The following is a 25,192-nucleotide window of genomic DNA, read 5'->3' as shown; positions in this document are numbered from 1 at the left end:
CGCCACCGCCGCCCGGGGCAGCGAGCCGTCCGGGCGGCGGACCCGGCGCTCGCCCGCTCCTCCCCGCAGCCGCGGGCCCGGGCCGGCGCGGGGCCGTGGGCGCGGCTACAGCGTCGCCAGTCGCTCCACCAGCAGGAACGCGCCGATCCCCAGCATCGCCGCCCCCGACGTCCGGGTCACCGCGCGGGCCGTCGACGGCCGGGCGCGCAGGAGCGCGCGGGCCAGCGTGCCGACCGTCAGGTAGACGGCCGCGCAGCACGCCATGTGCAGCAGGCCGAGGACGGCGGTCTGCACGGGTACGGGCACGGGCGCGTCCCGCGTGACGAGGAACTGGGGCAGGACGGAGAGGTACAGCAGCAGCCCCTTGGGGTTCAGGCCGCTGATCGTGGCGCCCCGCAGGAAGACACGGGGGCCGGTCGCGCCGAGCCGCTCCTCGGCCGCACCGGGCGCGGCAGGGGAGCGCAGCACGCCCCACCCCAGCCACACCAGATATCCGGCGCCCGCCACGGTGAGGGCGGTGAGCAGCCGAGGGGAGCCGGCGACCAGGACCGCGAGACCGGCCACCGCCAGCACGGTGTGCAGGGCATAGCCGGCGACCAGGCCTCCCACCGCCACCGCGACCGAGCGGTTCCTGAGCCCGGCGCCGATCGCGTACGCCCAGTCGGCGCCCGGTACGCAGACCAGCAGCAGGTCGACGGCGAGGAAGGAGAGCAGCGGTCCGTAGTGCATGGTAGGGACATTAGGCGCGATTGTCCCGAAAGTGTTTCTTAAGTTTGCTCAAAACGGCGATGAGCGAGGGAGAATCTTCCTCATGGACGACGTGGACCGGAAGATTCTTGCCGAGCTGCAGCAGGACGGGCGGCTGACCGTGACCGAGCTGGCCGGGCGGGTGCGGCTGAGCGTCTCGCCGTGCCATCGCCGGTTGCGGGAGCTGGAGCGGTCGGGGGCCGTGCGCGGCTACCGGGCCGTGGTGGATCCGGCCGCCGTGGGCCTGACCTTCGAGGCGCTGGTCTTCGTCTCCATGCGCCAGGAGGACCGCGACACGGTCGCCGAGTTCGAGCGGGCGGTGAGCGAGGTGGAGCACGTGCTGGAGGCGCAGCGGCTCTTCGGCGACCCGGACTACCTGCTGCGGGTGGCCACCGCCGACCTCGCCGCCTTCCAGCGCCTGTACGACGAACGGCTGGCGACGCTGCCGGGTGTGCAGCGGCTGACCTCCACCCTGGTGATGAAGCACGTCGTCAGGGACCGGCCCCTGCCCGCGTAGCGAAGGGGGCCCCACAGCGCGACAGGCGGCGGTCCACCCGGGTGGACCGCCGCCTGCCTGACAGGACTTGGGGCGTGGAAAAAAGGAGGCCGGAGCCGTGCCGCGGGCTACCGCGTCGGCTTCCGGCCGGTGACGCCCAGGTGCACCAGCAGCGCCAGGTTGGGCTTCAGTTCGGCCTGTTTCACGCCCCAGGAGGTGAAGCCCTTCTGGTGCGAGGCGACCGCGGCGAGCATGGTGACCAGCGAACCGGCGATCGCCGCCGGGTTCACGTCCTTGTCGACCCGTCCCTTGGACTGGAGTTCGGCGACCGCGTCCGCGAGGGAGTTGTTCACCGAGTTCAGAATCTTCATGCGGAGCTTGTAGAAGCGCTTGTCGCCCTCGGCGGCCCCGAGGTCGACCACGCGCAGGATCGCGTCGTTGCGGCGCCAGAAGTCCAGGAATCCGTCGACGAGTTCCTGGGCCGTCTGCCAGCCGGCCTTGCCGACCCACGACCGCCCTTCGAGCAGGTCGGTCAACCCGGCTCCCTCGGCGGCCACTTGCTCGGCGATCTCCAGGACGGCGCCCTCGACGTCCGGGAAGTACTGGTAGAAGGTCGCGGGCGAAGTGCCCGCCTTCCGGGCGACATCGATGACTTTGACGTCGCGGTACGGGGAGGAGCTGAGCATCTCTCTGAGGCAGTCGAGCAGCTTCTGCCGGGTCGCCTGCCCACGCCGACCGGCCACGCGGCCGTCGACGGTACGCACTTGTCCTGTCATGACGTCAGCTTACCGAGGGGTGATGGGAGCGCGATTCGGCCGACTGCAAATGGGGTGCACGGGCTCGGAAAGCCTGGTGTGCCTGGTCTGCGGCCTGCGGGGGAGCCGGTTACGTTGACGGTATGGCCGAAAACAGGGCATCCGCATACGCGGAGGGCGTCCCCTGCTGGGTGGACGCGCAACTCGCCGACGTCGGCGCGGGCCGGCGCTTCTACGGTGAGCTCTTCGGGTGGACCTTCGACGAGGAGGAGGCGCCCGAGGGCTATGTGTGGGCCCTCCTGGACGGTGAGCGCGTCGCCGCGCTCTCGCCCAAGTCGGACGGCCGGATGCCCACCGTCTGGACCGTGTACTTCGCCACCCCGGACGTCCGTGCCCTGGCCCGGCGCATCCGGGTGCGGGGCGGGCAGCTCGTGTTGCCGCCCGTGGCCGTCGACGGCCTCGGCACGGCCGCGCTGGCCGTCGACCCGGAGGGCGCCGCCTTCGGCCTGTGGGAACCGGCCGGCCTTCCCGGCTTCGGCCGGCGGCACGAGCCGGGCACCTTCGCCTGGGCCCAGTTGTACGCCCGCGACACCGACACCGCCAACGCCTTCTACGGCGACGTCTTCCACGAGGCCCTCTTCGGGCCGGACGCCAGGCCCGACTTCGGCCGTGCCCCCGTCACCGACGTCTTCCCGCCCGAGATGCCGCCCCACTTCCTGGTGCACTTCCGGGTGGCGGACCGCGCCGGCGCCCTCGGCGCCGTCCAGCGGCTCGGCGGGCGGGTGCAGGTGCCGCACTTCGAGACGTCCTACGGAACCGTGGCCGTCGTCGTCGACAATCAGGGGGCGTCCTTCGCCCTGCTGGAGAGGTGAGGGCCGCCCCTCACCGGGGAAAGTGGGGGGATTTGCGGCAGGACATCCCGATTCGTCGCAGGGTTCGCAACCAGTGCCCGGGCCAGGAAGAATCGGGGTGCGTGCCGCCGCGGCGGTGTGGTGGTGAGACGCTGCACTTCGGTCGCGTACATATGTGGGTGGCGCGGCTCGTACGGGGAGGTGGCAGGCAAGTGGTGGATCAGCTGACACAGCACGATCCGCGGCGGATCGGGCCGTTCGAGGTGCTGGGACGGCTGGGGGCCGGCGGCATGGGGCTGGTCTATCTCGCGCGCTCGGCGTCCGGCCGGCGCGTGGCGATCAAGACGGTCCGCACCGAGCTGGCCGAGGACCAGTTGTTCCGGGTGCGCTTCACACGCGAGGTGGAGGCCGCCCGCGCGGTCTCCGGCTTCTACACGGCCGCGGTCGTCGACGCCGACCCGCGTGCCGCCGTGCCGTGGCTGGCCACCGCGTACGTCCCGGCGCCCTCCCTCGAGGAGATAGTGACCGAGTGCGGGCCCCTCCCGGCCCAGGCGGTGCGCTGGCTCGCGGCGGGCGTGGCGGAGGCGCTCCAGTCCATCCACGGGGCCGGGCTGGTCCACCGGGACCTGAAGCCCTCCAACGTCCTCGTCGTCGAGGACGGCCCCCGGGTGATCGACTTCGGCATCGCCTCCGGCGTCTCCAACACCCGGCTGACCATGACGAACGTCGCCGTGGGCACGCCCGCCTACATGTCCCCCGAGCAGGCCAAGGACTCCCGCAGCGTGACGGGCGCCAGCGACGTCTTCTCGCTCGGCTCGACGCTCGTCTTCGCGGCCACCGGGCACGCCCCGTACCACGGGGCCAACCCGGTCGAGACGGTGTTCATGCTGCTGAGGGAGGGCCCGGACCTGGAGGGTCTGCCGGACGAGCTGCGCCCGCTGATCGAGTCCTGCATGCAGATGGAGGCCCCCGGGCGGCCCTCGCCCGCCGACCTCCAGGCCCAGCTGGCCCCCCACCTCTTCGGCTCCGGCTCCGACGACAGCGGTACCGCCTCGGCCTGGCTGCCGGAGAAGGCGGTGGCTCTCATCGAGGGCCGCCGCGGCGGCCGTCCGGCCGCGCGGCCCGCCGCCGGGCCCCGCAGCGGCGGCCGGGCCCATGTGCCGCCCCCGCCGCCGCACGACCCGGTCGTCCCGGCGCCCGTGCCCGCCCCGGCGCCCGCCCCCGAGTCCGGCCCGGTGCGGCTGGCCGGTGCCCAGGTCCCCATCGGCCCCGGGCCGCGGGTCGCCGACGCCCGCGCCGCCGCCGTCAAGGCGCCCCCGCCGGAGGCCGGCCTCGCCGCCACCTGGTCCCGGCCCCGCCCCGGCGTCAACGGCGCCGACCCCGCCGTACCGGCCGTGCCCGCCGCGCCCCCGGAGACCGCCACCGGCTGGCGGCCCTGGCGCTTCCGCATGTCCAACGACGTGTGGGGGACCCCGGCCGTCGCCGACGACCTCGTCTACGTCACCTCCTTCGAGGTGCACGCCCTGGACGTGGCCACCGGCCGCCGCCGCTTCAAGACGCGGGACGTGGCCTGGTCGATGGCGGTCGCGGACGGCAGGGTGCACGCCTCCGACGGGCCCACCCTGTTCGCCCTGGACGCCCGGGAGGGCGCCGACCTGTGGCGGCTCCAGACGGACGCCTGGGTGTACTCGCTCAAGGCCGACCGGGGCACGGTCGTCACCGGCACCAGGGGCGGCGGCGTCCAGGGCTGGGAGGCCGCGAGCGGTCAGAAGCTGTGGGAGCTGACGGGCGCCCAGAGCGACTTCGAGTCGCCGGAGGCCGGCCCCCTCGTCCACGACGGCACGGTCTACGTCTGGCAGGACGCCCGGCTGCGCGCCCTGGAGGCCCGCACGGGTGAGGAGCGATGGTCCTACCCGATCGGCGACGCCGCCTCCTGCGGCGGAGTCCCGGTGCGGCTGACTCCGGCCCCGGACGGCTACGTGTACGTCTCGGCCGGTACCCGGGTCCTCGCCCTCGACGTGGCGAGCGGCCGGGTGCGCTGGCACTTCGAGGCCCCGGCGGTGTTCCTGTGCCCGCCCGCCTTCGCGCCGGGGCCCGCGGTGACCGGCGGCGGTGTGTACCTGGCCGACTACCTCGGCACGGTCTACGCCCTGGACGCCACCGACGGCCGCGACCGCTGGCGCATCGCCACCGAGTCCCGCGCCGGGATCGATCCGGTCCTGGTGGCCGCGGGCCACGTCCACGTCGGCAGCGGCAAGGGCCTGTACACCCTGGACGCGGTGACCGGCACGCCCAAGTGGCGCTTCCAGGCGGGCGGCGAGATCGTCGGCTCCCCGGCGGTCGCCGAGGGCCGTATCCACTTCGGCTCCACCGACCACCTGCTGTACACCCTCAAGGCCGACGACGGCCGGCTGCGCTGGAAGCTCGCCACCGGCGGCGAGATCACCGGCTCACCGGTGGTCAGGGACGGGGTGGTGTACGCGTGCAGCAAGGACCGGTGCGTGTACGCGCTGGACGCGGAGAAGGGGACGGGCACGGCCCGCACGACCTGACCCGGGCCGGCGGCGGGGCGACGGCGGCGGCCGCCGCCCCCGGTGCGGGGCGGTCGCCGCGCAGTGACATGCCCGTGACAGGCGGCTCGTAGGGTGGGGCCATGCGATCACGGGGGCACACGCTCAGGCTCACGGCGGTGTCGGCGCTGGTGGTCCTCTCCCTGACGGGTTTCTCGTCGGGGCGCGGGCACGGCCACGGACACGGCTACCACAGCGGCGGCTCGGGCGGCTGCAGCAGTTCCAGTCAGGACCACGACAGTTCGTCGTCCACCACCGGCGGCGTCTCCAAGGACGACGGCACGGACGACTCCTCCGGCGGGTCCTACGGCGGGTCGTACGGCTCCGGCTCCCACCGGGACCGGTACGACACGGACGACGACCAGGGTGGCGGCAGCGGTACGAGCACGCCGGCCCTGCGGGACGCCACGGCGAGGCTGGTGAGCTGCGCCACCCCGAAGGCGCCGTACGCGACCGTCGAGGTCACCAGTCCCAACGGCTCCGACGGCACGTTCGCCGTCACCGTGAGTTTCCGGGACGCCGGGAACGACGAGATCGTCTCCCGGACGGCGGAGGCCGAGGTGCCCGCGTACGGGAAGGTGACGGTGCGGGTACCGCTGCCGGGTGACGACCGGGTCGCCCGGACCGACCACTGCGCCCTGGACCCGGCCGCCCCGGCCACGTCCTGACGGGCTCCAGGACCTGTCCGGCCGTATGAACGACGTGCCGCCCGCACCGTCTTGCGCGGTGCGGGCGGCGTCGTGCGGCCGCGGCGGCTCCCCTCCGTGCTCCCGCGGCCGTCCCCCTGGGGGCAGTCGGGTCAGGCGGGCTCGTCCGTGGCGTGGATGTTGTCCGTGGTGGCCTCGCCGGTGCCCTCGTCCGCCGTGAGCGGGTTCTTGCCGCTCAGCGGCTCGCTGGTGGCGTGGATGTTGTTCGTGCTGACGGTGCCCGACTTGGTGTCGGTCGCGTGGATGTTGTCCGTGGTGTTCTCGTCGCTCATGTCGACTGCCTCCCCGTGCGGTTCCTGATCTGTCGTCGAGCGCCCGGCCGGCAACTCCCCCGTGGGCCGCCGGCCGGGCAACTCGGGGCCGTTCACCCTATGGCACGGCCACCGGTCGTCCCGTCTGCCCCCCGACGCGACGGTTCGACATGTCCGAGACTGCCGGGCGGCGATAAACGAATGATGAACGCCCCGTCGGGCCTGCTCAGGCCACGGCCAGCGGGGCGAGCAGGGCGCGCACGGCCGCGGCCTCGGGCGCGCCCAGCGCCTCGAACAGGCCCAGCGACTCACGCCAGCACACCTGGGCCCGGCCGATGTGGCCGATGTCGTGCAGGGCGCGGCCGAGGACGACGAGCGCGTTGCCCCGCCGCCAGTCGCCGCCGATGTCCCGCAGCACGCTGAGCGCCGTCTCGGCGTTCGCCGCCGCCTGCGCCGGGCGCTGCGCGGCCAGATCGACCTCGGCCAGCCGGAACAGGGCCATGCCCTCCCACAGTTGCTGCCGGCTGTCCCGGAACACCGCCAGCGCCTCCTGCAGCCGTGCCGCGGCCTCCCCGTGCCGTCCGCTCTCGGTGAGCGCCAGGCCCAGCGCGTAACGGCCGTTGGCGCCCTTGAGCGCGTGCCCCATGTCGTCGTACGTGTCGGCGCCCTGCTGGGCCAGGGACACCGCGCTGTGCGTGCGCCCGGTCGCCAGGTGGATGCGCGAGAGGTTGCACAGCGCGCTCGCCTCGCCCGGCCGGTCCAGGCAGGCGCGGAACCCCGCGATGGCGCGGGTGAGTTGCGCCTCGCCGTCGTCGTACCGGTTCTGGTAGAGCGCGATCACGCCGAGGGTGTTGTACGCCCAGCAGGCCGCCAGCGGATCGGCGCCGGTGCTGAGCTCCGCCGCCCGCTCGGCGGCCCGCACCGCCAGGTCGAAGCGGCCGGTGATGTGGTGGACGTAGGCGGTCATGATCAGGGCCCGCGCCTCGGCGCGCGGGTCGGCGGCCCGTGCCGCCGCGTCCCGCAGTGCCGCCGCGACCCCCTCGTAGGCCTTGGAGTTGGTGCCCGACTCGGCGAGGTCGACGGCCGCCCAGAGGGTGTCGACGGCGCGCCTGAGGAAGCCTGACCGGGTGGACTGGCGGACGCAGGCGAGCAGGGAGACGGCCTCCGCGTACAGCCAGTCCTGCGCCCGGTGCCGGTCCTCGAAGACCAGACCGGGGTACTCCGCGGCCTCCAGGTGGTCCACCAGCCGGTCGCCGGGCCGCTCGATGGCGTACACCCCCGCGGCCGTCGCCAGGTAGAAGTCCAGCAGCCGCGCGAGCGCCGCGTCCCGCTCGCTCGGCGGGTGCTCGTCCCGCTCCGCGCAGGCGCGCGCGTACAGGCGGACCAGGTCGTGGAACCGGTAGCGGCCGGGCGCCGCCGACTCCAGCAGGGAGGTGTCGACGAGGGACTCCAGCAGGTCCTCGGTCTCCTCCGTGGGCAGGTCCAGTACGGCCGCGGCGGCCGCCAGGGAGATGTCCGGGCCGTCCGCCAGGCCCAGCAGGCGGAAGGCGCGGGCCTGGGCCGGCTCCAACTGGCCGTAGCCCAGTTCGAAGGTCGCCTTCACCGCCAGGTCCCCGGCCTGGAGCTCGTCCAGGCGGCGCCGCTCGTCGGCGAGCTTGGCCGCGAGTACCGACACCGTCCAGGTGCGGCGGGCGGCCAGGCGGGAGGCGGCGATGCGGATGGCCAGCGGCAGGAAGCCGCAGGCCGCCACCACGTCCAGGGATGCCTCCCGCTCGGCGGCCACCCGCTCCTCGCCGACGATCCGGGTGAACAGCTCCAGCGCCTCGTCCGGGGACATCACGTCCAGGTCGACCAGGTGCGCGCCCGCCAGGTCCACCATCCGCACCCGGGACGTCACCAGCGCCGCGCAGCCGTCCGTGCCCGGCAGCAGGGGCCGCACCTGTGCCGCGTCCCGTGCGTTGTCCAGCAGCACGAGCACCCGACGGCCGTCCAGGACCGAGCGGTACAGCGCTGCCCGCTCCTGGAGCGAGTCGGGGATCGCGGAGTCCGCGGTGCCCAGCGCCCGCAGGAAGGAGCCCAGCACGGTCTCCGGATCCGCCGCGCGCGGCCCGGCGCCCTGGAGGTCGACGTAGAGCTGGCCGTCCGGGAAGGCGGCGCGCGACCGGTGGGCCATGTGCACCGCCAGCGTCGTCTTGCCGACGCCGCCGATCCCGGCGAGCGCCGAGACCGCCATCACCCGGCCCTTGGCCGACGCCAGCACCTCGCTCAGCTCGGTCACCAAGGACGCCCGGCCGGTGAAGTCGGGCACGGTGGCCGGGAGCTGGGCCGGGCGGACCGGCACCACGGCGGGCTCGGCCACCGGGGAGGAGGGCTCCGCGAGGGCCGGGTCCGCCTGGAGGATCCGCTGCTGGAGCTCGCGCAGGCCCGGACGCGGGTCCACGCCCAGCTCGTCGGCGAGCAGCCTGCGGGTGTCCGCGTAGACGGCGAGTGCCTCCGCCTGCCGGCCGCTGCGGTACAGCGCGAGCATCAGCAGTTCGCGCAGCCGCTCGCGCAGGGGATGGGCCGCCGTCAGCGCCGTCAGCTCCGACACCGCCTCCGCGTGGCAGCCCTGCTCCAGGTCCATGTCCAGGCGGGACTCCAGCAGTTGCAGGCGCCACTCCTCCAGGCGGACCCGCTGTGCCTGGGCGTACGGCCCCGGCACCCCGGCCAGCGGCTCCCCGTCCCAGCGGTCCAGCGCACGGTTCAGCAGGTCCCGGGCGCGGCCCAGGTCGCCGCCGGACCGGGCCTTCTCCGCCTCGGCCACCCAGTCCTGCGCCGCCGCCAGGTCCAGCGCTCCCTCGCCCAGGCCCCGCACCGCGTACCCGCCCGACTCGCTGACCAGCACCCCGGCGTCCAGGGCCTTGCGCAGCCGGGAGGCGTACGTCCGTACCGCCGCCAGGGCCTGCGACGGCGGCTCCTCACCCCACACCGCGTCGATCAGCTCGGCCGCGGTCGCGGTGCGGCCTTCGCGCAGCAACAGGGCCGCGAGCAGGGCGCGTTGCTGGGGGGATCCGGTGGCCAGCGGCGTGTCGCCGCGCCAGGCGCGCACGGGTCCGAGCACGCTGAAGCGCAGCCGGTCCGGCTCCGCCGGGGAGCCGGGACGCCGCTGCTCCGGTACGCGCGGCACACCGTCCACGGCTCGCGGTACACCGTCCATGCCGTCCCCCTAGCCATCCTGACCGACCACGTCAGTCTGCCTTGTTCACGCCGGATGCGTCAGCCGCCCGCGAGGCCGATCACAGGGCGGCACACGGGAGTCCACAACCCCCACACATACTCTCCGCACCCGCGGCCGTGCCCCTGAGCGTCAAGTCCGCCCGTATCGAACCGTATTCCGGTCGCTGACGGCCCGTCAGGTTCACGAGGGGGGCAACGCGCCGGCCGGCGACAGCGACCACGGCAGCGCCGTACTCGTCGAAGACGCCGTGCGTTGCCGGGGGTGCCGGCCGGGACGGACGGCTTGTCGTAGGTGTAGCAGACCCTGAGCTCCCGCACGCCGGACGGGACTTCGACCGGGACGTACACGTAGTCCGGCGACCGGGCGGCAGAGTGCCGTGGATCGTCCGGGTCCGCCGGTCGCCGTCCGCCGCCTCGGCGCGGCTCGCGAAGGTCACGCTTCCCAACGTCAGGGCCGCCTCTGCCCCCGTCACGAACAAGGGGCGTCCGCCGGCCGTGGTGGTGGTCGCCCTGGCACATGCCGCCGCTCCCGGCGGGTCGTGGGTGGCGCCGTGCACCCCGGGTGCTCAGGCGTGAACCACCGGGGAAGGGAAGGCGATCGTGGGCTTTCGGGGAGCGGGGGAGGACGGTTTCCGGACAGGTGGTTCCGACCGGTCGGTATGGACTCCGGCGGCTTCCGCCGGTACAAGAGGGGGCATCAGCCGCGCACCGAGAGGCCGCCGCCATGCAGATCGCCGTCACGATCTTCCTCACCGACGAGACCGTCACCCCCACCGTGCTCGCCCGTGAGCTGGAACAGCGCGGTTTCGCCGGGCTCTACCTGCCGGAACACACCCACATCCCGGTCGAGCGGACCACCCCGTACCCGGCGGGCGGGGAGCTGCCGCGCGAGTACGGCCGCACCCTCGACCCCTTCGTCGCCCTCGGCCAGGCCGCCGCGGTGACCGAACGGCTCGGCCTCGGCACCGGCATCACCCTGGTCGCCCAGCACGACCCGATCGTCCTCGCCAAGCAGATCGCGACCCTGGACCACCTCTCCGGCGGACGCTTCACCCTCGGCCTCGGATTCGGCTGGAACGTGGAGGAGGCCGCGGACCACGGCGTCGACTGGCGCGGCCGGCGCGACCTCGTACGGGACCGGATGGCGCTGATGCGCGCCCTGTGGAACGAGGAACCGGTCGTCCACCGGGGCCCCTTCGGGAGCGTGCGGGCGAGCCTGGCCTTCCCCAAACCGGCGCAGAAGCCGCGCGGGCCGGTCGCCGGGCCGCGCACCCTCGTCGGCGGGGCGGCCGGCCCGAAGCTCTTCGCGCACATCGCCGAGTACGCCGACGGGTGGCTGCCGATCGGCGGGCGCGGCCTGGCGGAGTCGCTGCCGGTGCTGCGCGCCGCCTGGGCCGACGCCGGGCGCGACCCGGCCGCCCTCCAGGTCGTCCCGTACGCCGTCCTGCCCACCCCCGGCAAGCTCGCGCACTACGCGGACCTCGGTATCGAGGAGGTCGTGGTCCAGCTGCCGGCGGCGGGGGAGGCCGAGGTACTGCGCGCCCTGGACGGCTTCGCGGCCTTCCTGGGGGCCTGACGGGACGCGGCTCCGGGGCCCGACGGGACTCCGCCCGTCTGATCACCGCGATCGTATGCTCGAAGAATGACGACCTCCGCGGCCTCCGGAACCGGCCCCACCGAGAACTCCATGCGTCGCGCCCTCAAACGCGCCCGGGACGGCGTCGCCCTCGACGTCACGGAGGCGGCGGTGCTGCTCCAGGCGCGCGGCGAGCACCTGCGGGACCTGGCCGCGTCCGCCGCCCGGGTGCGGGACGCGGGCCTGGAGGCGGCCGGCCGGCCCGGCGTCATCACCTACTCGAAGAGCGTCTTCGTCCCGCTGACCCGGCTGTGCCGGGACAAGTGCCACTACTGCACGTTCGTCACCGTGCCCGGCAGGCTGCGCCGCGCCGGGCACGGGATGTTCATGTCGCCGGACGAGGTCCTCGACATCGCCCGCCGGGGCGCCGAACTCGGCTGCAAGGAAGCCCTCATCACCCTCGGCGACAAGCCGGAGGACCGCTGGCCGGAGGCGCGCGAGTGGCTCGACGCGCACGGCTACGACGACACCATCGCCTACGTCCGTGCCGTCTCCGTCCGCATCCTCGAGGAGACCGGGCTGCTGCCCCACCTCAACCCGGGCGTCATGACCTGGACGGACTTCCAGCGCCTCAAGCCCGTGGCCCCCTCCATGGGCATGATGCTGGAGACGACCGCCACCCGCCTGTGGTCCGAGCCCGGCGGCCCCCACCACGGATCCCCCGACAAGGAACCCGCCGTGCGCCTGCGCGTCCTGGAGGACGCCGGCCGCTCCTCCGTCCCCTTCACCTCCGGCGTCCTCATCGGCATCGGCGAGACGTACGAGGAGCGCGCGGAGTCCCTTTTCGCGCTGCGCAAGGTCGCCCGCGCCCACCACGGCATCCAGGAACTGATCATCCAGAACTTCCGCGCCAAGCCGGACACGGCCATGCGCGGCATGCCGGACGCCGAACTGGACGACCTGGTCGCCACGGTGGCCGTTGCCCGGCACATCATGGGCCCGTCCGCCTGCCTCCAGGCCCCGCCCAACCTGGTCGACGCCGAGTACGAGCGGCTCATCGGCGCCGGCATCGACGACTGGGGCGGGGTCTCCCCGCTCACCATCGACCACGTCAACCCCGAGCGCCCCTGGCCGCAGATCGAGCAGCTGGCCGAGCGGTCGGCGGCCGCCGGCTTCGAGCTGCGCGAACGGCTCTGCGTCTACCCGGAGTTCGTCACCCGCGGCGAGCCCTGGCTCGACCCGCGGCTGCTGCCGCACGTGCGGGCGCTGGCGGACCCGCGGACCGGGCTGGCGCGCGAGGACGCCGTGGTGGAGGGCCGGCCGTGGCAGGAGCCGGAGGAGGTGTTCACGGCCTCTGGGCGTACGGATCTGCACACGTCGATCGACACCGAGGGCCGAACGTCGGACCGGCGCGCCGACTTCGACGAGGTGTACGGCGACTGGGACGCCCTGCGCGAGGCGGCCGCCCCCGGGATGGCGCCGGAGCGCATCGACACCGACGTACGGGCCGCCCTGCGCACGGCCGCCGACGACCCGACGCGGCTGACGGACGAGGAGGCACTGGCGCTGCTCCACGCGGACGGCCCGGCGCTGGACGCGCTGTGCCGGATCGCGGACGACGTGCGCAGGTCCGCGGTGGGCGACGACGTGACGTACATCGTCACCCGCAACATCAACTTCACCAACGTCTGCTACACCGGCTGCCGTTTCTGCGCCTTCGCGCAGCGCCGCACCGACGCCGACGCCTACACCCTCTCCCTGGAGCAGGTCGCCGACCGAGCCCAGCAGGCGTGGGACGTGGGCGCGGTGGAGGTGTGCATGCAGGGAGGCATCCACCCGGACCTGCCGGGCACGGCGTACTTCGACATCGCGCGGGCGGTGAAGGAGCGGGTGCCGGGCATGCACGTGCACGCCTTCTCCCCGATGGAGGTCGTCAACGGGGCCAGCCGCACCGGCATGTCCGTGCGCGAGTGGCTGACGGCGGCGAAGGAGGCCGGCCTCGACACCATCCCCGGCACGGCCGCGGAGATCCTGGACGACGAGGTCCGCTGGATCCTCACCAAGGGCAAGCTGCCGGCGGCGACCTGGATCGAGGTCGTCACCACGGCCCACGAGCTGGGCATCCGCTCGTCGTCGACGATGATGTACGGCCACGTCGACCAGCCCCGCCACTGGCTCGGCCATCTGCGCACCCTCGCCGGCATCCAGCAACGCACGGGCGGCTTCACCGAGTTCGTCACGCTCCCCTTCATCCACACCAACGCCCCCGTCTACCTGGCGGGCATCGCCCGCCCGGGCCCGACCACCCGCGACAACCGCGCGGTGACGGCCATGGCGCGCCTCCTGCTCCACCCCCACATCCCCAACATCCAGACCAGCTGGGTGAAGCTGGGCACCGAGGGCGCGGCGGAGATGCTCCGCTCCGGCGCCAACGACCTGGGCGGCACGTTGATGGAGGAGACCATCTCCCGCATGGCGGGGTCCTCCTACGGCTCGTACAAGTCGGTCAAGGACCTGATCGCGGTGGCGGAGGCGGCCGGACGCCCGGCGAAGCCGCGCACCACGGTCTACGGCGAGGTCGCCGAGGAACGGCGGCGCACCGCGACGGCCTCGGACGGCCACCTGCCGGAGCTGCTGCCGGTCCTGGACTGACCACCGGGTCGCCGGAGCGCGGGCCGGCCCACAGTACGATGATCCGGCCCCCGCCGGAGGGGCGCACCGTAGCCGAGGAGATGCGTGCCCATGCCTGCCCGAATACCGTCGTGGGCCTGGGTCGGCGGGCTGACCGTGGGAGCGGTCGCAGCGGTCGTCGTGCTGGCGGTGCAGGCGGACCACGGGCCTCACCCGACGGCCGGCACCGCCCGGCCGAGCGCCTCCGCGTCGGCGGGCGCGCGTCCTTCCGCCACCCCGCGGAAGCCCGCTCCGCCGGCCGTGCCGCCCGGCACCGGGACCGGCCGCCGGATCGTCTACTCCGTCGGGCAGCACCGGGTCTGGCTGGTCGACGCGAGCGACTCGCCCAGCCGCACGTTCACGGTCTGGCCCGGCACGGTCGACCCGGACCCCGGCACCTACGCCGTCTCCCACCGCCTGGCCGCCACCACGGGCTCCGACGGCGTCCAGGTCGAGCACATCGTCTACTTCGCCGCCAAGTCCGGCGTCTCCGTGGCCTTCTCCAACGCCGTGGACGGCTCCTCGCCGCCCCCGCCCGCCGCGGGCAAACAGACCGGCGGCATCCGCATGCCCAAGCCCGACGGCACGGCTCTGTGGACGTTCACCTCGGCCCCGACGAAGGTGACGGTCGTCAAGTAGGAACCGGCCGGCCGCCGAAATCGGTTGCGGGTGGACGCGCGGGGGCGCTGTCATGCGGGCATGAGCAGAATCGCCGAGGTCATCGTGCTGGCGCAGGACGCCGACGAGATCATGGAGCCGTTGACCCGCTACGACGACAGCCGCACCTGGAAGGGCGTCTTCCACGCGATGGCCCCGGGTGGGAACTGGGGGTTCGGCTGGGGTGCGGAGTTCGTCCGGGTGGGGTCCCGCTCCGGGCTGCTGAAGCACCTGGAGTCCCTGCCGTGGCCCAGACCGGAGTCGGTGCAGGTGCTGATCCACGACGAGGAGGACGACTGTTTCGGCCTGTGGATGATCCACGACGGCAGGCTGGTCGAGATACCTCTCCCGCGCACCCGGCGGTACTGGAGCGGGCCGCACGACGACGAGTTCCCACCGGACCCGGGGATCCTGGCCCGGACGGACCATGGATCCGTCGACTGGGCGAAGGAGACCGCGAGCGAGGACCCCTCCCGCCCCCCGGCCTGGTGAGCGGCCGCCCCTCGCCCCCTCGCCCCACGGAGATCGCACGGACCCGTGACCCGGCGGCGCACGTGGGCAACGTCACCCGCCACGCTTGGGAAGTCTTCACGGTGCGACCATCCGGGCTCCACTTCCGGTACCGATCCTGGTCCTGAACACACCGTTCCCGTTCGAATACAGTGCTGAGCTGTCGTACGTACGGACGGTGCCGGGAGGAGGCCAGGGTGAGCACGACGTCCGGTGCCGTCTGGGGACGCGGTGAGCAGCAGGACTTTCGCAGCCGGGTGCGCGGCACCCTGCTCGGGGTGGCCGTGGGGGACGCCCTGGGGGCGCCGGCGGACCGGCTGGACCTCGCCGGGATGCGGGAGGCGTACGGGGCCGAGGGGCTGGTCGACCTCGCTCCGTCCTACGGGCGGCGCGGCGCAGTCACCCACTTCACCCAGCTCACCCTCTTCTCCCTCGACGGGCTGATCCGGGCGCAGGTTCGCCGGGACACCGGCGTCTGGCACCCGCCGACCGATCTGCACCGGGCGTATCTGCGCTGGGCCGCCACCCAGCGGGACTGGGGCCCCGACGAGCGCCGCAAGGACGACGGCTGGCTGGCCCGCGAGGAGTGGCTCTACGCGCGCCGCGACCCCACCCGGGCGCTGCTCACCGGCTTCGGCGACGAGACCATGGGCACGCTGGAGGTGCCCAAGAACCCGGGTGAGCACGGCCCCGAGGCGGCCGTCCGCTCCGCTCCCTTCGGCCTCCTGGTCGGCTGGGAGCCCCAACTCGTCATGCAGCTCGCCGTGGAGTGCGCGGCGCAGACCCACGGCCACCCCGCCGCCTGCCTGACGGCCGGCGCGTACGCCGCGATCGTGCACGCCCTCGCCCGCGGCGACGGCCTCGACGGCGCCGTGCAGAAGACGCTGGCGCTGCTCGCCGTGCGCCCCGGGCACCAGCCGGTGTCGGACGCCCTCCAGCACGCCCTCGGCGCGGTGCGGCAGGGGATGCCGACCCCGTCCCGGGTGGAGGAGGTGGTGGGGGAGGGCGCGGCGGAGGGGCTGCTGGCCGCCTCCGTGTACTGCGCCCTCGTCGGCGAGGACGTCCGGCACGGGCTGTGCCTCGCGGTGAACCAGAGCGGGCCCTCGGGCGCGGCCGGCGCCCTCACCGGCGGTCTGCTCGGCGCCCTGCACGGCGAGACGGCCCTCCCGCCGGCCTGGCTTGCCGAGCTGGAGGGCCGTCCCACGCTGCTGGTCCTGGCGGACGACTTCGCGATGGAGATGACCCAGGGACCCGCCCTGCACGGACCCGCCGGGTCGTCCCCGGGGTGGCTGGCCCGCTATCCGCGCGGGGCCTGACCGGCCGGAGGCCGCGGAGGATCCCTGCGACGGCTGCCGCCCACCACGTCGTGCCCCGCCCCGCCGGAGCCGGGACGGGCGGTCGGGGCTGCCGCGCCGTTCGTACCGGCCGCGGCGGGCATGGACACGTGCGTCGACGGGCTGCGGTAGGGCACAAGCCGAGCCCCCTCGGCGAGGACGGCGAACTGGTCGAGAGGGCTCTTGCGATGGTGCTTGTGCGGTTGACGACGGTGCCGGGGTCGGTCCCGGCGTCGGCGAGGATCAGGAAGACCCTCCCCTCATGCCTTGACGGAGGCCACGAAGGCGTTCCACGCCGCGGCGGGGAAGCCCAGCACCGGGCCCGCGGGGACCTTGGAGTCCCGGACCGCCATGGCCGCGACCACCGGTGACTTGACCTCGACGCACGCGCCGTTGCCCGTGGAGTACGAGGACTTGGTCCACGTGTCCGTGGCGCCCTGACGAATTGCCATTTCTGCTCCGGATTGCAAGTTGTCGAATTGCTGTCACCGCACGACGCGTTCCGGTTCGGGAACCCACCGCGCGGTTTGCGCCAACGTTGGTGTCCGTTGGCGTGATCGACGCTACTCGCCACGCTCGGCATCCGAAGCGACTATTCACTCGACCGGATGGCATATACCACTGGAGCTTCCAATTCGGCCGGGCGAAGTGTAATGTGCGCGCACCTCTCAGCGTGCGTAGTCCTTGGCGATGTCCGCGATGAACTGGCGCGACTGCTCCACGTTCAGGGCCTGCGCCCGAAGGTGCTCGTACATCACGCTGTACTTCTGGACGTCGTTCGCCTTCTCCAGATACAAGTCGCTCGTGACGCCCTCGATGTAGACGACGCTGGAGTCGGCCGCGTCCGGGAACTCCAGGATCGCGTACTGGCCGTTGAGGCCCGGATGCGCCCCCATGTCGAACGGGATGACCTGCACGGTCACATGCGGCAGGTTCGACTGTTCGACGAGGTACTCGAGTTGATCGCGCATCAGGGACCGGGTGCCGACCACCCGGCGCAGCGCTGCCTCGTCCAGCACCGTCCACAGGCGCAGCGGGTTCTCGGCGGCGGAGATTCGTTCCTGCCGCCGCATCCGGACCTGGACGCGCTTCTCGATGTCCGCGGACGCCGTCTCGGGCAGCGCTCCCGCGATGAGCGACTCGGCGTACTGACGGGTCTGGAGCAGCCCCGGCACCACCTGCGGGTCGTACACTCTCAGGCTCGCCGCGTCCGTCTCCAGGCCGATGTAGACGCTGTAGGGGATGTCGCCGAAGGAGTGCCACCAGCCCTGCTGGCGCGAGTCCTTGGCCATCTGCATCAGTGAGTCGACGATCCGGTGGTCCTCCACCTCGTAGACCCCGCACAGGTCGCGGACGTCGCGCTGGCTGATACTGCGCCGCCCGTTCTCCAGACGGCTGATCTTCGACTGCGACACCAGCAGCCGCTCGGCCACTTCCTCGGCCGTCATGCCCTTGAGCTCGCGGAGCCTGCGCAGCTCCTGGCCCAGCCGGCGTCGCCTGACGGTGGGATTGACATTGGACGCCACGGGACGCGCACCTCCGGCTGCATACTTCTACTTTGCGTATCTGCTGCTGAGCAGACTGCCACCACGGTGCTTCTTACCGCTGGAAAACGCCGGATATGCGGCACGTACGCGTCAGTTGGGCCGGTCGCCCGAGAAGCCCGGACATGCGGCCGGGCGGGGCGGCGGGACCTCGTGGTCCCGCCACCCCGCTCGCCGGTGGCTTCCGTACCGGGTCATGGGGACTGACGGTGCGGCGCTGGGTGGTGCGGGGCGCGCGGCTCGCCGCGCCCCGGCGGTGCTGTGGTGCCGGTGCGGCTAGTGGGCCACGGCGCGCGCCATGGATCCGTGGCGCGGCTGCATCGGGACACCGCGGGCGGGTTCCGCTGCCGGCCTCACGCCGGGGGCCTGGCGGCCCGTCGGGCCCGGGCTGCGGCGCGGCTGGGCCGCAGCGCCGTTCTGGACGTCCATCACGGCGTGCGCGACGAGCCCGCCCATCGGGTCGTGCCTGATCAGGTCCCGCAACCGGGAACGCGACGAGCGTCCTTCGTTGCCCGGGTACAGGTGCTTGCCGAGGCCGACCGCGTGTGCCAGGGCGGCGAGCGCCGCGGTCCGCGGGTCCGGCGGTACGCCGGTGCGGATCGCGGAGTCCAGCCGGGACCTGATCTCCCGGCTGATGGCGGTGTCCGTCGCCTGGTAGCGAGTCGTCGGCAGCACCCCGCACATCTGGCCGGGCACGGCGGCGACCATGCCGCACCTCTCCAGATGCGTCAGGTAGATCTGGCGGAGCCCGAGACGCGGCCCGCCGATCCAGTGGACGGCCCGTACCGGAGCGCCGCGCCTTCGCAGCAACTCCAACGCGCAGTCCAGAGTTGGATCTCCTGTCGGCCGTGGTGCCACCACGGCGATACGATCCCCGTCTGGGGCTATCCGTCCGGCCAGCGCCAGCTCCACTAGCTGTGCTCCGGCCAGACCGAGGTCGAGCGACTGCGGCTGTGCAGTGGTACCCGTGGCCGGGTCCAGTGCCAGCAGCAGAAGCTCCTCCGGAAGTGTTCTGCGGCTCCTGCCCATCCATGCCTCCCCGCGTGGATGAAAGACAGGGTGACCCCTCTCACATTGGTCTGTCGAGGGCGCGTGACCGGTTCGTAAGGGAACCGATAGATATGTCGTTCTCGTCTACCGCACGGGTATAGCCCGCACACAGGACACTGGTACATGGTTCGGACAGCGGTACGGCCGGGTGGGTACGGCCGCTTCGTCCGGGCGGTGGTTCACGGTTGGGTAGGCGCACGCGGGGCGTGCGGCGCGAGGAGGAGGCATCGGTGGCGGGCGAGTCCCCCGACAGGTCGAAGCAGCGCGAGTCGTCGGCAGAACCGACGTCGGGGAGCGCGGGTCCGGTTCCCGAGGCCAGGGGCGAGGGGCGCGAAGTCCGCGACCCCCGGCTCGCGCTGGCGGGGAACTCCGGGGCGTCCGGGAAGCGCGGCGGCGTCGACACGGCGACGAAGGTGCTCTCCGTGCGCGACGTGACGCCGAAGGCCGTGAAGGCCGAGGACGGGGACGTCGAGGACGCTGAGGACGCCGAGGCTGCGGCGGAGGCCGCCGACGACGGCGAGGAGGCCGACGCGGCGGGCGGCTCCCGCGACGACGGCGAGGCCGGGACCGAGGCCGAGGGTGCGGCGGGTGACGCGCGCCTGCGCGACGCGGTGGCCGCCTGGGTGGACTCCGCGGACGGCGGCGAGGGCGGGCCGGCGGAGGCGAAGAGCGCCGAGGACGTCGAGGAGTCCGGTGAGGACTCCGACTCGGCCGAGGACGCCAAGAGTGAAGCCGCGGCCGGGACCGAGGATTCCGTCTCCGCCTCCGACGCCGGCACCGAGACCGACGTCGAGGAGCCCGCCGACGCGGCCGAGGACGTCGAGGAGCCCGCCGCCGCGGCCGAGGACGCCGAGGAAGCCGCCGACGCCGACGAGGACGCCGAGGAGCCCGCCGCCGACACCACGGGCGCGACGGACGAGGGCACCGCCGAGGACGAGTCCAGGGACAAGTCCGAGGCCGCCACCGCCCCCGAGGATGCCTCCGAACCCGAGGACGCCCCCCAGGACTCCCCGAAGGACGCCCCCAAGCCCCTTGCCGAGGACGCGCCGAAGGCCGACGCCACCTCCGACGCCAACGACGCCAACGACGCCAACGACGCCAACGACGCCAACGACGCCAACGACGCCAACGACGCCAACGAATCCGACGAAACTGCCCAAGCGGATGAAACCGGCGAGACGTCTGAAGGCGGCGAATCCACCAAGTCCGACGGCGGCGCCAAGCCCAAGCCCCCCGTCGACCAGCCCACCACCATGCTGAAGCTGGGCGGCGCCGCCAAGTCCCGCCCCGCCGTCGACCAGCCCACCACCATGCTGAAGCTGGGCGGCAAGAGGCCCGAGTCCGATGCCGAGCGCACCGGCAAGAGGCCCGAGTCCGACCCCGAGCGCACCAGCAAGTTCGTCGCGCTCAAGCCGCTGGACGCGCCCGAGACGCGTCGGCCGAAGCCGTCCGCGCCCGCCGCCGAGGCCACGACCGCGCTGCCGAAGGTGCCGGCGGACGCCACCGCCCCCGTCCCGCAGCTCGGCCCCGAGCGCACCACGCAGCAGCCCCTGCCGCCGAAGCCGCCGCTGGACCTGCTGGCGGAGCTGACGAACACTCCGCCGCCGCCGGAGACCCCGCTGCGCACCGCCGTGCGCCGGGTCAAGATCTGGACCCCGCTGGTCATCCTGCTCGCGATCGTCTTTGCGATCGCGCAGGCCCTGCGTCCGCTGCCCACGCCCACCCTCGCGCTCACCGCGAAGGACAGCTACACCTTCGACGGCAGCCGGGTGAACCTGCCCTGGCCGACCGAGGGCCAGGGCTGGATGGACGTCAACGGCATCGGCACGATGGACCACTTCGGCAAGCAGACGCCGGTCGCCATCGGCTCGGTCGCCAAGACCATGACCGCCTACATCGTCCTCAAGGACCACCCGCTGAAGCCGGGTCAGGAGGGCCCGCGGATCACGGTCGACGCGACGGCGGAGAAGGAGGGCGGTTACGACAAGGACAACGAGTCCACGCTCAACACCGTCAAGGAGGGCGACAAGCTCACCGAGAAGCAGGCGCTGTCCGCCATCATGGTTCCCTCCGCGAACAACGTCGCCCGGCTGCTGGCGCGTTGGGAAGCGGGCTCGGAGGCGGCGTTCGTCAAGAAGATGAACGCCACCGCCAAGGAACTGGGGATGACCGGCACGACGTACACCGACCCCTCGGGTCTGAAGGAGACCACGGTCTCCACGGCCGAGGACCAGGTGAAGCTCGGCAACGCGGTGGTGGAGATCCCGGCGCTCGTCGCCATCACCAGCGCTTCCAGCTGGAAGGACCCCTCCGGGCGCAACTGGCCCAACTACAACCAGCTTCCGTACGCCATCGGCGCCATCGGCATCAAGACCGGCACGACCACCGCGGCCGGCGGCAACCTGCTCTTCGCCGCGCGCAAGAAGGCCGGCGGCCAGACGGTCACCGTCGTCGGCGCCATCCTCGGCCAGCACAAGCCCTCGATCCTCGACACGGTCAACGCGGTCAGCAAGACCGCCCTGGTCGCCGCGCAGAACGCGCTGACGTCGGCGAAGATTCTGAAGAAGGGCGACGTCGTCGGCTATGTGGACGACCAGCTCGGCGGGCACACGCCGGTCGTCGTCACCGAGGACGTCCCGGCGGTCGGCTGGGCGGGCCTGAAGGTGAAGCTGTCCTTCGCCTCCGACCAGGTGCCGCACATCGCGAAGACCGGCACCAAGGTGGGCACGCTCACCGTCGGTGACGGCTCCGGCGGTGCCGTCCGGGTCCCGGTCGCCCTCCAGGAGGACCTCACCGAACCTGGCTTCACGGACAAGCTGACCCGCATCCTCTGACCGACCGCACCGTCCCCGGCCGGCGCCTCACCCGGCCCGCCCCGGCCGGCCCGCGGGTCACCGGGGCGCCGCACCCGCCGGCGCGCACTCCCCGTCGGGCGGCCCCACTCCAGGGGCTGCCCGGCGGGGTGCGTGCTAGCGTCACGAAACGGGGCACGTCATGGGTCGCGGGACCCGGCCGCGCACGGACGGGGAAAGGCCGGGCACCCGAACGGGACGCGGCCGAGAACGGAATGACGGGACACGGGGAGTGCCTTCAGGTGGCCACTGCGGAGCCGACACGCGCCGACGACGCCGATCCGGGCTCGGAGACCGGCCCGCGAATACGCCTGTCCACGACCGGCACGGACGGTGACCACGGACCCGTTCACCCGAACGGCCCTACGCGCCGGGGGCCCTGGGGCGGCACCGTCGTCCTGGCCGTCCGGGAGCGGATGCTGCGGCACCCCGCGCTGTCCGTCACCGCCCTCGCGGGCCTGCTCCACGTCGTGTGGTTCTTCACCTTCGCCAACAGCGGCGGCGACCTCGCGGCACAGGACGCCTGGGCCGAGTTCGTCGGCCGCCACCCCGACTCGGCGTACAACCTCGCCTGGTACGGCGGGATGCACCCGGTGTCGTACAGCGTGGTGTCGCCGTATCTGATGTCCGTCCTCGGCGTCCGTACGACCATGATGATCGCGGGGACGGTGTCGGCGGGCCTGCTGACGATGGTCCTCATCCGCAGCCGCTCGGTGCGCAATCCGCTGTGGGCCGCGCTGGCCGGGGTCTTCGGGCTGCTGTGCAACGCGGTGTCCGGCCGGGTCACCTTCGGCCTGGGCACGACGTTCGCGCTGGGCGCCGTCGCGGCCGTCTTCTGCTGGCCGTACCGCTGGCGCTACAAACGCTGGGCGAAGGCGCTGGTGGCGGCTCCGCTGGCCGCGCTCGCCACCATGTCCTCACCGGTCGCCGGGCTGTTCGTGGGCCTGGTGGCCGTGGCGCTGTTCCTGCAGAAGCGCCGGCCGGGCGCCTGGGCGCTGGGACTGGCGCCCGCCGCGGTGGTCGCCGTGTCGGCCTGGCTGTTCCCCTTCTCGGGCACCCAGCCCATGACGTTCGCCTCGGTGCTCCTGCCCCTGTTCTACTCGATCCTGTGTGTCGTCCTCGTCCCCGAGGAGTGGACGACGGTCCGTCTGACGGCCGGGGTGTACGGCCTGTCGGTCGTCCTGGTCTGGCTGGTCAGCTCCCAGATCGGCTCGAACATCACCCGGCTGTCGATGCTGTTCGCCGGAGTGGTCCTGGTGGCGGCCCTGCCCTTCGCCGTCCCGCGCTCGCGCACCTGGTACGCCCTCGCGGTGGCCCTCGCCGGATTCGTCGGCTGGATCGGCTTCAAGTCGGTCGACGACATCGTCCACACCACCCCCGTCGCCTCCTGGGCGCGCGAGCTGGCGCCGCTCGTCCACCAGCTGCAGCAGGTCGGCGCGGAGAAGGGCCGCGTCGAGGTGGTCCCGGCCCGCTCCCATCGCGAGGCCTCCGCGCTCGCGCCGTACGTCAACCTGGCCCGCGGCTGGAACCGCCAGGCCGACATGGAGCGCAACCCGCTCTTCTACGACGACACCCTCAACTCCGCGAACTACCACGAGTGGCTCCAGCGCTGGGCCGTCCACTACGTGGTGCTGCCCAAGGGCGAACCGGACGGCGACGGCGGCGAACGCGAACGCACGCTCGTGCAGCGGGGTATGCCGTACCTCACGCAGATCTGGGGCGACGCCAACTGGCAGCTGTTCCGGGTGACCGACCCGGCACCGCTCGCCGAGCCCGGCGCCGTCGTCGACCGCGCCGAGCAGGGCGAACTGACGATCGAGGTGCGCCACGCGGGCCGCATCCTCATCCGCATCCCGTACTCGCCCTGGCTGAGCCTGGTGGACTCCGAGGGCAAGAGCCTCAAGCCGCCCCAGGAGACCGAGGCCTCCCGGCACCGGCCCGAAGGAGCGTCGAAGACCTACGTCAACGTCAACGGCTGCCTGCGGGAGACCGAGCAGGACGCCAAGGGCGACCGATGGACGGAACTGCTGGCACCGAAGGCGGGCACCTACCGCCTGGCAGCGCCGTACCAGCTGCCCCGGGGCACCCCGTGCCCCGAGGAACTGAAGTGACGCCCGGGTGAGCCGCGCCACGACCCCGAGCCGCGCCACGATCCGGTCCGCGTTACGGCCCGGTCCGCGCCACGGCCCGGTCCGCGCCGTGCCACCGCCCGATCCGGGCTACGGCCGGCCGAGCTGCGCCTCGACGGCCGCGACGACCTCGGCGGCCTCCGGGTCGGTCTGCGGGGAGAAGCGGGCGGCGACCCGGCCGTCCCGCCCGATCAGGAACTTCTCGAAGTTCCAGCGGATGTCCCCGCTGTGCCCCTCCGCGTCGGCGAAGCCCACCAGACGGTCGTAGAGCGCGTGCCGCCCGGCCCCGTTGACCTCGACCTTCTCGGTCATGGGGAAGGTGACGCCGTACGTGGCCGAGCAGAACTCGGCGATCTCCTCCGCGCTGCCCGGCTCCTGCCCGAGGAACTGGTTGCACGGCACGCCGAGCACGGTGAAGCCCTGCGCGGCGTACCGCTCGTGCAGCCGCTCCAGGCCCGCGTACTGCGGGGTCAGGCCGCACTTGGACGCCACGTTCACGACGAGGACGGGCCGGCCCGCGTACCTCTTCAGGTCCGCCGATCCGCCCTGGAGGGCGCCGATCTCCACCTCGAGGGGTGCGGCGCCGTTGCTGTCTGCAGTGGTCATGGCCGGATGCTAACGCCGCCCGTCCGGGCGTCCACGCGCCGCCCCGCCGTCCCGCTCACCCCGTGTCCCCCGCGGTGTCCACGAGGACCTGGCCCGCGCCGGTGCGGACGTACAGGAACGAGCGGCCCGCCCGGCGGCGTTCCACCAGGCCCGCGTCCAGAAGCACCTTCAGGTGGCGGCCGACGGAGCCGAGGGCCTGTCCGGTGACGGCGGTCAGCTGGGCCGTGCTGAGCGGGGAGTCGAGCAGCACCAGCACCCGCGCCCGGCCGGGACCCAGCAGCGCGCCGAGCGCCGTGGGCACGCGGGCCCGCCGTCCGCCGGTACCGGCGAGGGCGCCCGCGCACGGGCACACGACGGCGTACCGGCGCGGCTCCTCCCAGGACACCCAGCCGCTCCGCGGGGTGACCGGCACGAAGACGAGCCGGGCGCCGGAGATCTCGCGCGGCGGGTACTCGTGCGCGTTGACCTGGAGCCGGCTCTCACCCAGCCGGCGCGTCCCGGGCCGCAGCGCGTCCAGCACGGCGGCCCGGCCGCCCCGGCTCACCTGCGCGGTCCGCGCCACCACATCGGCCTCCAGGACGCGCCGCCGCCGGTCCCAGTCCGGGCGTACGGCGTCGGCCCAGACGTACTCCAGGAGCCGGGCCGCACGCTCGGGCAGGTCGTCCCGCGCC

Annotated in this window: 19 protein-coding genes and 2 pseudogenes; 11 read left to right on the top strand and 10 right to left on the bottom strand. The window is 73.4% G+C overall.

Going from position 1 to position 25,192, the window contains the following annotated elements; translation table 11 throughout:
* Window positions 1-105 precede the first annotated feature (105 nt).
* Complete coding sequence (locus tag ACF1A5_RS19495; RefSeq protein ID WP_392194103.1) at window positions 106-729, bottom strand: LysE family translocator; 624 nt, start codon at window positions 727-729, stop codon at window positions 106-108.
* An 82-nt stretch (window positions 730-811) separates the two neighbouring features.
* Here ACF1A5_RS19495 and ACF1A5_RS19490 point away from each other — a divergent pair, with 82 nt between their 5' ends.
* A complete protein-coding gene (locus ACF1A5_RS19490; protein ID WP_392194102.1) occupies window positions 812-1,264 on the top strand; it encodes an Lrp/AsnC family transcriptional regulator in 453 nt (150 codons plus the stop codon).
* A gap of 107 nt (window positions 1,265-1,371) precedes the next feature.
* Here the strand turns inward: ACF1A5_RS19490 and ACF1A5_RS19485 are convergent, their stop codons facing one another.
* Window positions 1,372-2,007, bottom strand: a complete 636-nt coding sequence (locus tag ACF1A5_RS19485; RefSeq protein WP_392194297.1) for a TetR family transcriptional regulator — start codon at window positions 2,005-2,007, stop codon at window positions 1,372-1,374.
* Between the two features lie 134 nt (window positions 2,008-2,141).
* On the opposite strand from ACF1A5_RS19485, the gene ACF1A5_RS19480 reads away from it, so the two are divergent.
* From ACF1A5_RS19480 to ACF1A5_RS19470, 3 genes are all read left to right on the top strand, one after another.
* On the top strand, window positions 2,142-2,870 hold the full coding sequence (locus tag ACF1A5_RS19480) for a VOC family protein (RefSeq protein WP_392194101.1): 729 nt from the start codon (window positions 2,142-2,144) through the stop codon (window positions 2,868-2,870).
* A 191-nt stretch (window positions 2,871-3,061) separates the two neighbouring features.
* Complete coding sequence (locus ACF1A5_RS19475) at window positions 3,062-5,401, top strand: PQQ-binding-like beta-propeller repeat protein (RefSeq protein WP_392194100.1); 2,340 nt, start codon at window positions 3,062-3,064, stop codon at window positions 5,399-5,401.
* 101 nt (window positions 5,402-5,502) lie between these two features.
* On the top strand, window positions 5,503-6,087 hold the full coding sequence (locus ACF1A5_RS19470; protein WP_392194099.1) for a hypothetical protein: 585 nt from the start codon (window positions 5,503-5,505) through the stop codon (window positions 6,085-6,087).
* Between the two features lie 131 nt (window positions 6,088-6,218).
* On the opposite strand, the gene ACF1A5_RS19465 is transcribed toward ACF1A5_RS19470, so the two are convergent.
* From ACF1A5_RS19465 to ACF1A5_RS19455, 3 genes and pseudogenes are all read right to left on the bottom strand, one after another.
* Entirely contained in the window at window positions 6,219-6,398 is a 180-nt protein-coding gene (locus ACF1A5_RS19465) for a hypothetical protein (protein WP_392194098.1), read from the bottom strand.
* A 205-nt stretch (window positions 6,399-6,603) separates the two neighbouring features.
* Window positions 6,604-9,552, bottom strand: coding sequence for a BTAD domain-containing putative transcriptional regulator (locus tag ACF1A5_RS19460; RefSeq protein ID WP_392194296.1), 2,949 nt, complete (start codon window positions 9,550-9,552; stop codon window positions 6,604-6,606).
* A 290-nt stretch (window positions 9,553-9,842) separates the two neighbouring features.
* Window positions 9,843-10,112 (bottom strand): annotated as a pseudogene (locus ACF1A5_RS19455) (phosphoesterase); the annotation flags it as partial.
* A 205-nt stretch (window positions 10,113-10,317) separates the two neighbouring features.
* On the opposite strand from ACF1A5_RS19455, the gene ACF1A5_RS19450 reads away from it, so the two are divergent.
* From ACF1A5_RS19450 to ACF1A5_RS19430, 5 genes are all read left to right on the top strand, one after another.
* On the top strand, window positions 10,318-11,169 hold the full coding sequence (locus ACF1A5_RS19450; RefSeq protein WP_392194097.1) for an LLM class F420-dependent oxidoreductase: 852 nt from the start codon (window positions 10,318-10,320) through the stop codon (window positions 11,167-11,169).
* A gap of 66 nt (window positions 11,170-11,235) precedes the next feature.
* Window positions 11,236-13,821, top strand: a complete 2,586-nt coding sequence (locus tag ACF1A5_RS19445) for a bifunctional FO biosynthesis protein CofGH (protein ID WP_392194096.1) — start codon at window positions 11,236-11,238, stop codon at window positions 13,819-13,821.
* A gap of 90 nt (window positions 13,822-13,911) precedes the next feature.
* Complete coding sequence (locus ACF1A5_RS19440; protein WP_392194095.1) at window positions 13,912-14,478, top strand: hypothetical protein; 567 nt, start codon at window positions 13,912-13,914, stop codon at window positions 14,476-14,478.
* A 60-nt stretch (window positions 14,479-14,538) separates the two neighbouring features.
* Window positions 14,539-14,988 carry a hypothetical protein gene (locus ACF1A5_RS19435; RefSeq protein ID WP_392194094.1) on the top strand — a complete coding sequence of 150 codons (450 nt, stop codon included), beginning with the start codon at window positions 14,539-14,541 and terminating at the stop codon, window positions 14,986-14,988.
* Between the two features lie 215 nt (window positions 14,989-15,203).
* On the top strand, window positions 15,204-16,322 hold the full coding sequence (locus ACF1A5_RS19430) for an ADP-ribosylglycohydrolase family protein (protein ID WP_392194093.1): 1,119 nt from the start codon (window positions 15,204-15,206) through the stop codon (window positions 16,320-16,322).
* A gap of 278 nt (window positions 16,323-16,600) precedes the next feature.
* Here ACF1A5_RS19430 and ACF1A5_RS19425 read toward each other — a convergent pair whose 3' ends face one another.
* From ACF1A5_RS19425 to ACF1A5_RS19415, 3 genes are all read right to left on the bottom strand, one after another.
* A complete protein-coding gene (locus tag ACF1A5_RS19425) occupies window positions 16,601-16,792 on the bottom strand; it encodes a DUF397 domain-containing protein (RefSeq protein ID WP_356188912.1) in 192 nt (63 codons plus the stop codon).
* 216 nt (window positions 16,793-17,008) lie between these two features.
* The gene (locus ACF1A5_RS19420) at window positions 17,009-17,866 is read right to left on the bottom strand and encodes a helix-turn-helix domain-containing protein (protein WP_392194092.1); all 858 of its coding nucleotides are present in this window, start codon (window positions 17,864-17,866) and stop codon (window positions 17,009-17,011) included.
* A gap of 294 nt (window positions 17,867-18,160) precedes the next feature.
* Entirely contained in the window at window positions 18,161-18,913 is a 753-nt protein-coding gene (locus ACF1A5_RS19415) for a GPP34 family phosphoprotein (protein WP_392194091.1), read from the bottom strand.
* 251 nt (window positions 18,914-19,164) lie between these two features.
* On the opposite strand from ACF1A5_RS19415, the gene ACF1A5_RS19410 reads away from it, so the two are divergent.
* Window positions 19,165-21,768, top strand: coding sequence for a D-alanyl-D-alanine carboxypeptidase (locus tag ACF1A5_RS19410; RefSeq protein WP_392194090.1), 2,604 nt, complete (start codon window positions 19,165-19,167; stop codon window positions 21,766-21,768).
* 260 nt (window positions 21,769-22,028) lie between these two features.
* Window positions 22,029-23,897, top strand: a complete 1,869-nt coding sequence (locus tag ACF1A5_RS19405; RefSeq protein WP_392194089.1) for an MFS transporter — start codon at window positions 22,029-22,031, stop codon at window positions 23,895-23,897.
* Between the two features lie 108 nt (window positions 23,898-24,005).
* Here the strand turns inward: ACF1A5_RS19405 and ACF1A5_RS19400 are convergent, their stop codons facing one another.
* Both ACF1A5_RS19400 and ACF1A5_RS19395 read right to left on the bottom strand, forming a co-directional pair.
* Complete coding sequence (locus ACF1A5_RS19400) at window positions 24,006-24,521, bottom strand: glutathione peroxidase (RefSeq protein WP_392194088.1); 516 nt, start codon at window positions 24,519-24,521, stop codon at window positions 24,006-24,008.
* 55 nt (window positions 24,522-24,576) lie between these two features.
* Window positions 24,577-25,188 (bottom strand): annotated as a pseudogene (locus tag ACF1A5_RS19395) (ArsR/SmtB family transcription factor); the annotation flags it as partial.
* Between the last annotated feature and the right edge of the window lie 4 nt (window positions 25,189-25,192).

Origin of the sequence: Streptomyces sp. NPDC014864 (genome assembly GCF_043081525.1) — a bacterium.
Taxonomy (GTDB): Bacteria; Actinomycetota; Actinomycetes; order Streptomycetales; family Streptomycetaceae; genus Streptomyces.
Note: the sequence above shows the minus strand (reverse complement) of the source record. Positions and strands in the feature narration are given on the sequence as shown.

What these genes read in the sequence shown, in the direction of transcription:
- ACF1A5_RS19495 (WP_392194103.1), bottom strand. Translation starts at nt 729, where the DNA reads ATGCACTACGGACCGCTGCTCTCCTTCCTCGCCGTCGACCTGCTGCTG.
- ACF1A5_RS19490 (WP_392194102.1), top strand. Translation starts at nt 812, where the DNA reads ATGGACGACGTGGACCGGAAGATTCTTGCCGAGCTGCAGCAGGACGGG.
- ACF1A5_RS19480 (WP_392194101.1), top strand. Translation starts at nt 2,142, where the DNA reads ATGGCCGAAAACAGGGCATCCGCATACGCGGAGGGCGTCCCCTGCTGG.
- ACF1A5_RS19470 (WP_392194099.1), top strand. Translation starts at nt 5,503, where the DNA reads ATGCGATCACGGGGGCACACGCTCAGGCTCACGGCGGTGTCGGCGCTG.
- ACF1A5_RS19465 (WP_392194098.1), bottom strand. Translation starts at nt 6,398, where the DNA reads ATGAGCGACGAGAACACCACGGACAACATCCACGCGACCGACACCAAG.
- ACF1A5_RS19450 (WP_392194097.1), top strand. Translation starts at nt 10,318, where the DNA reads ATGCAGATCGCCGTCACGATCTTCCTCACCGACGAGACCGTCACCCCC.
- ACF1A5_RS19445 (WP_392194096.1), top strand. Translation starts at nt 11,236, where the DNA reads ATGACGACCTCCGCGGCCTCCGGAACCGGCCCCACCGAGAACTCCATG.
- ACF1A5_RS19440 (WP_392194095.1), top strand. Translation starts at nt 13,912, where the DNA reads ATGCCTGCCCGAATACCGTCGTGGGCCTGGGTCGGCGGGCTGACCGTG.
- ACF1A5_RS19435 (WP_392194094.1), top strand. Translation starts at nt 14,539, where the DNA reads ATGAGCAGAATCGCCGAGGTCATCGTGCTGGCGCAGGACGCCGACGAG.
- ACF1A5_RS19425 (WP_356188912.1), bottom strand. Translation starts at nt 16,792, where the DNA reads ATGGCAATTCGTCAGGGCGCCACGGACACGTGGACCAAGTCCTCGTAC.
- ACF1A5_RS19415 (WP_392194091.1), bottom strand. Translation starts at nt 18,913, where the DNA reads ATGGGCAGGAGCCGCAGAACACTTCCGGAGGAGCTTCTGCTGCTGGCA.
- ACF1A5_RS19400 (WP_392194088.1), bottom strand. Translation starts at nt 24,521, where the DNA reads ATGACCACTGCAGACAGCAACGGCGCCGCACCCCTCGAGGTGGAGATC.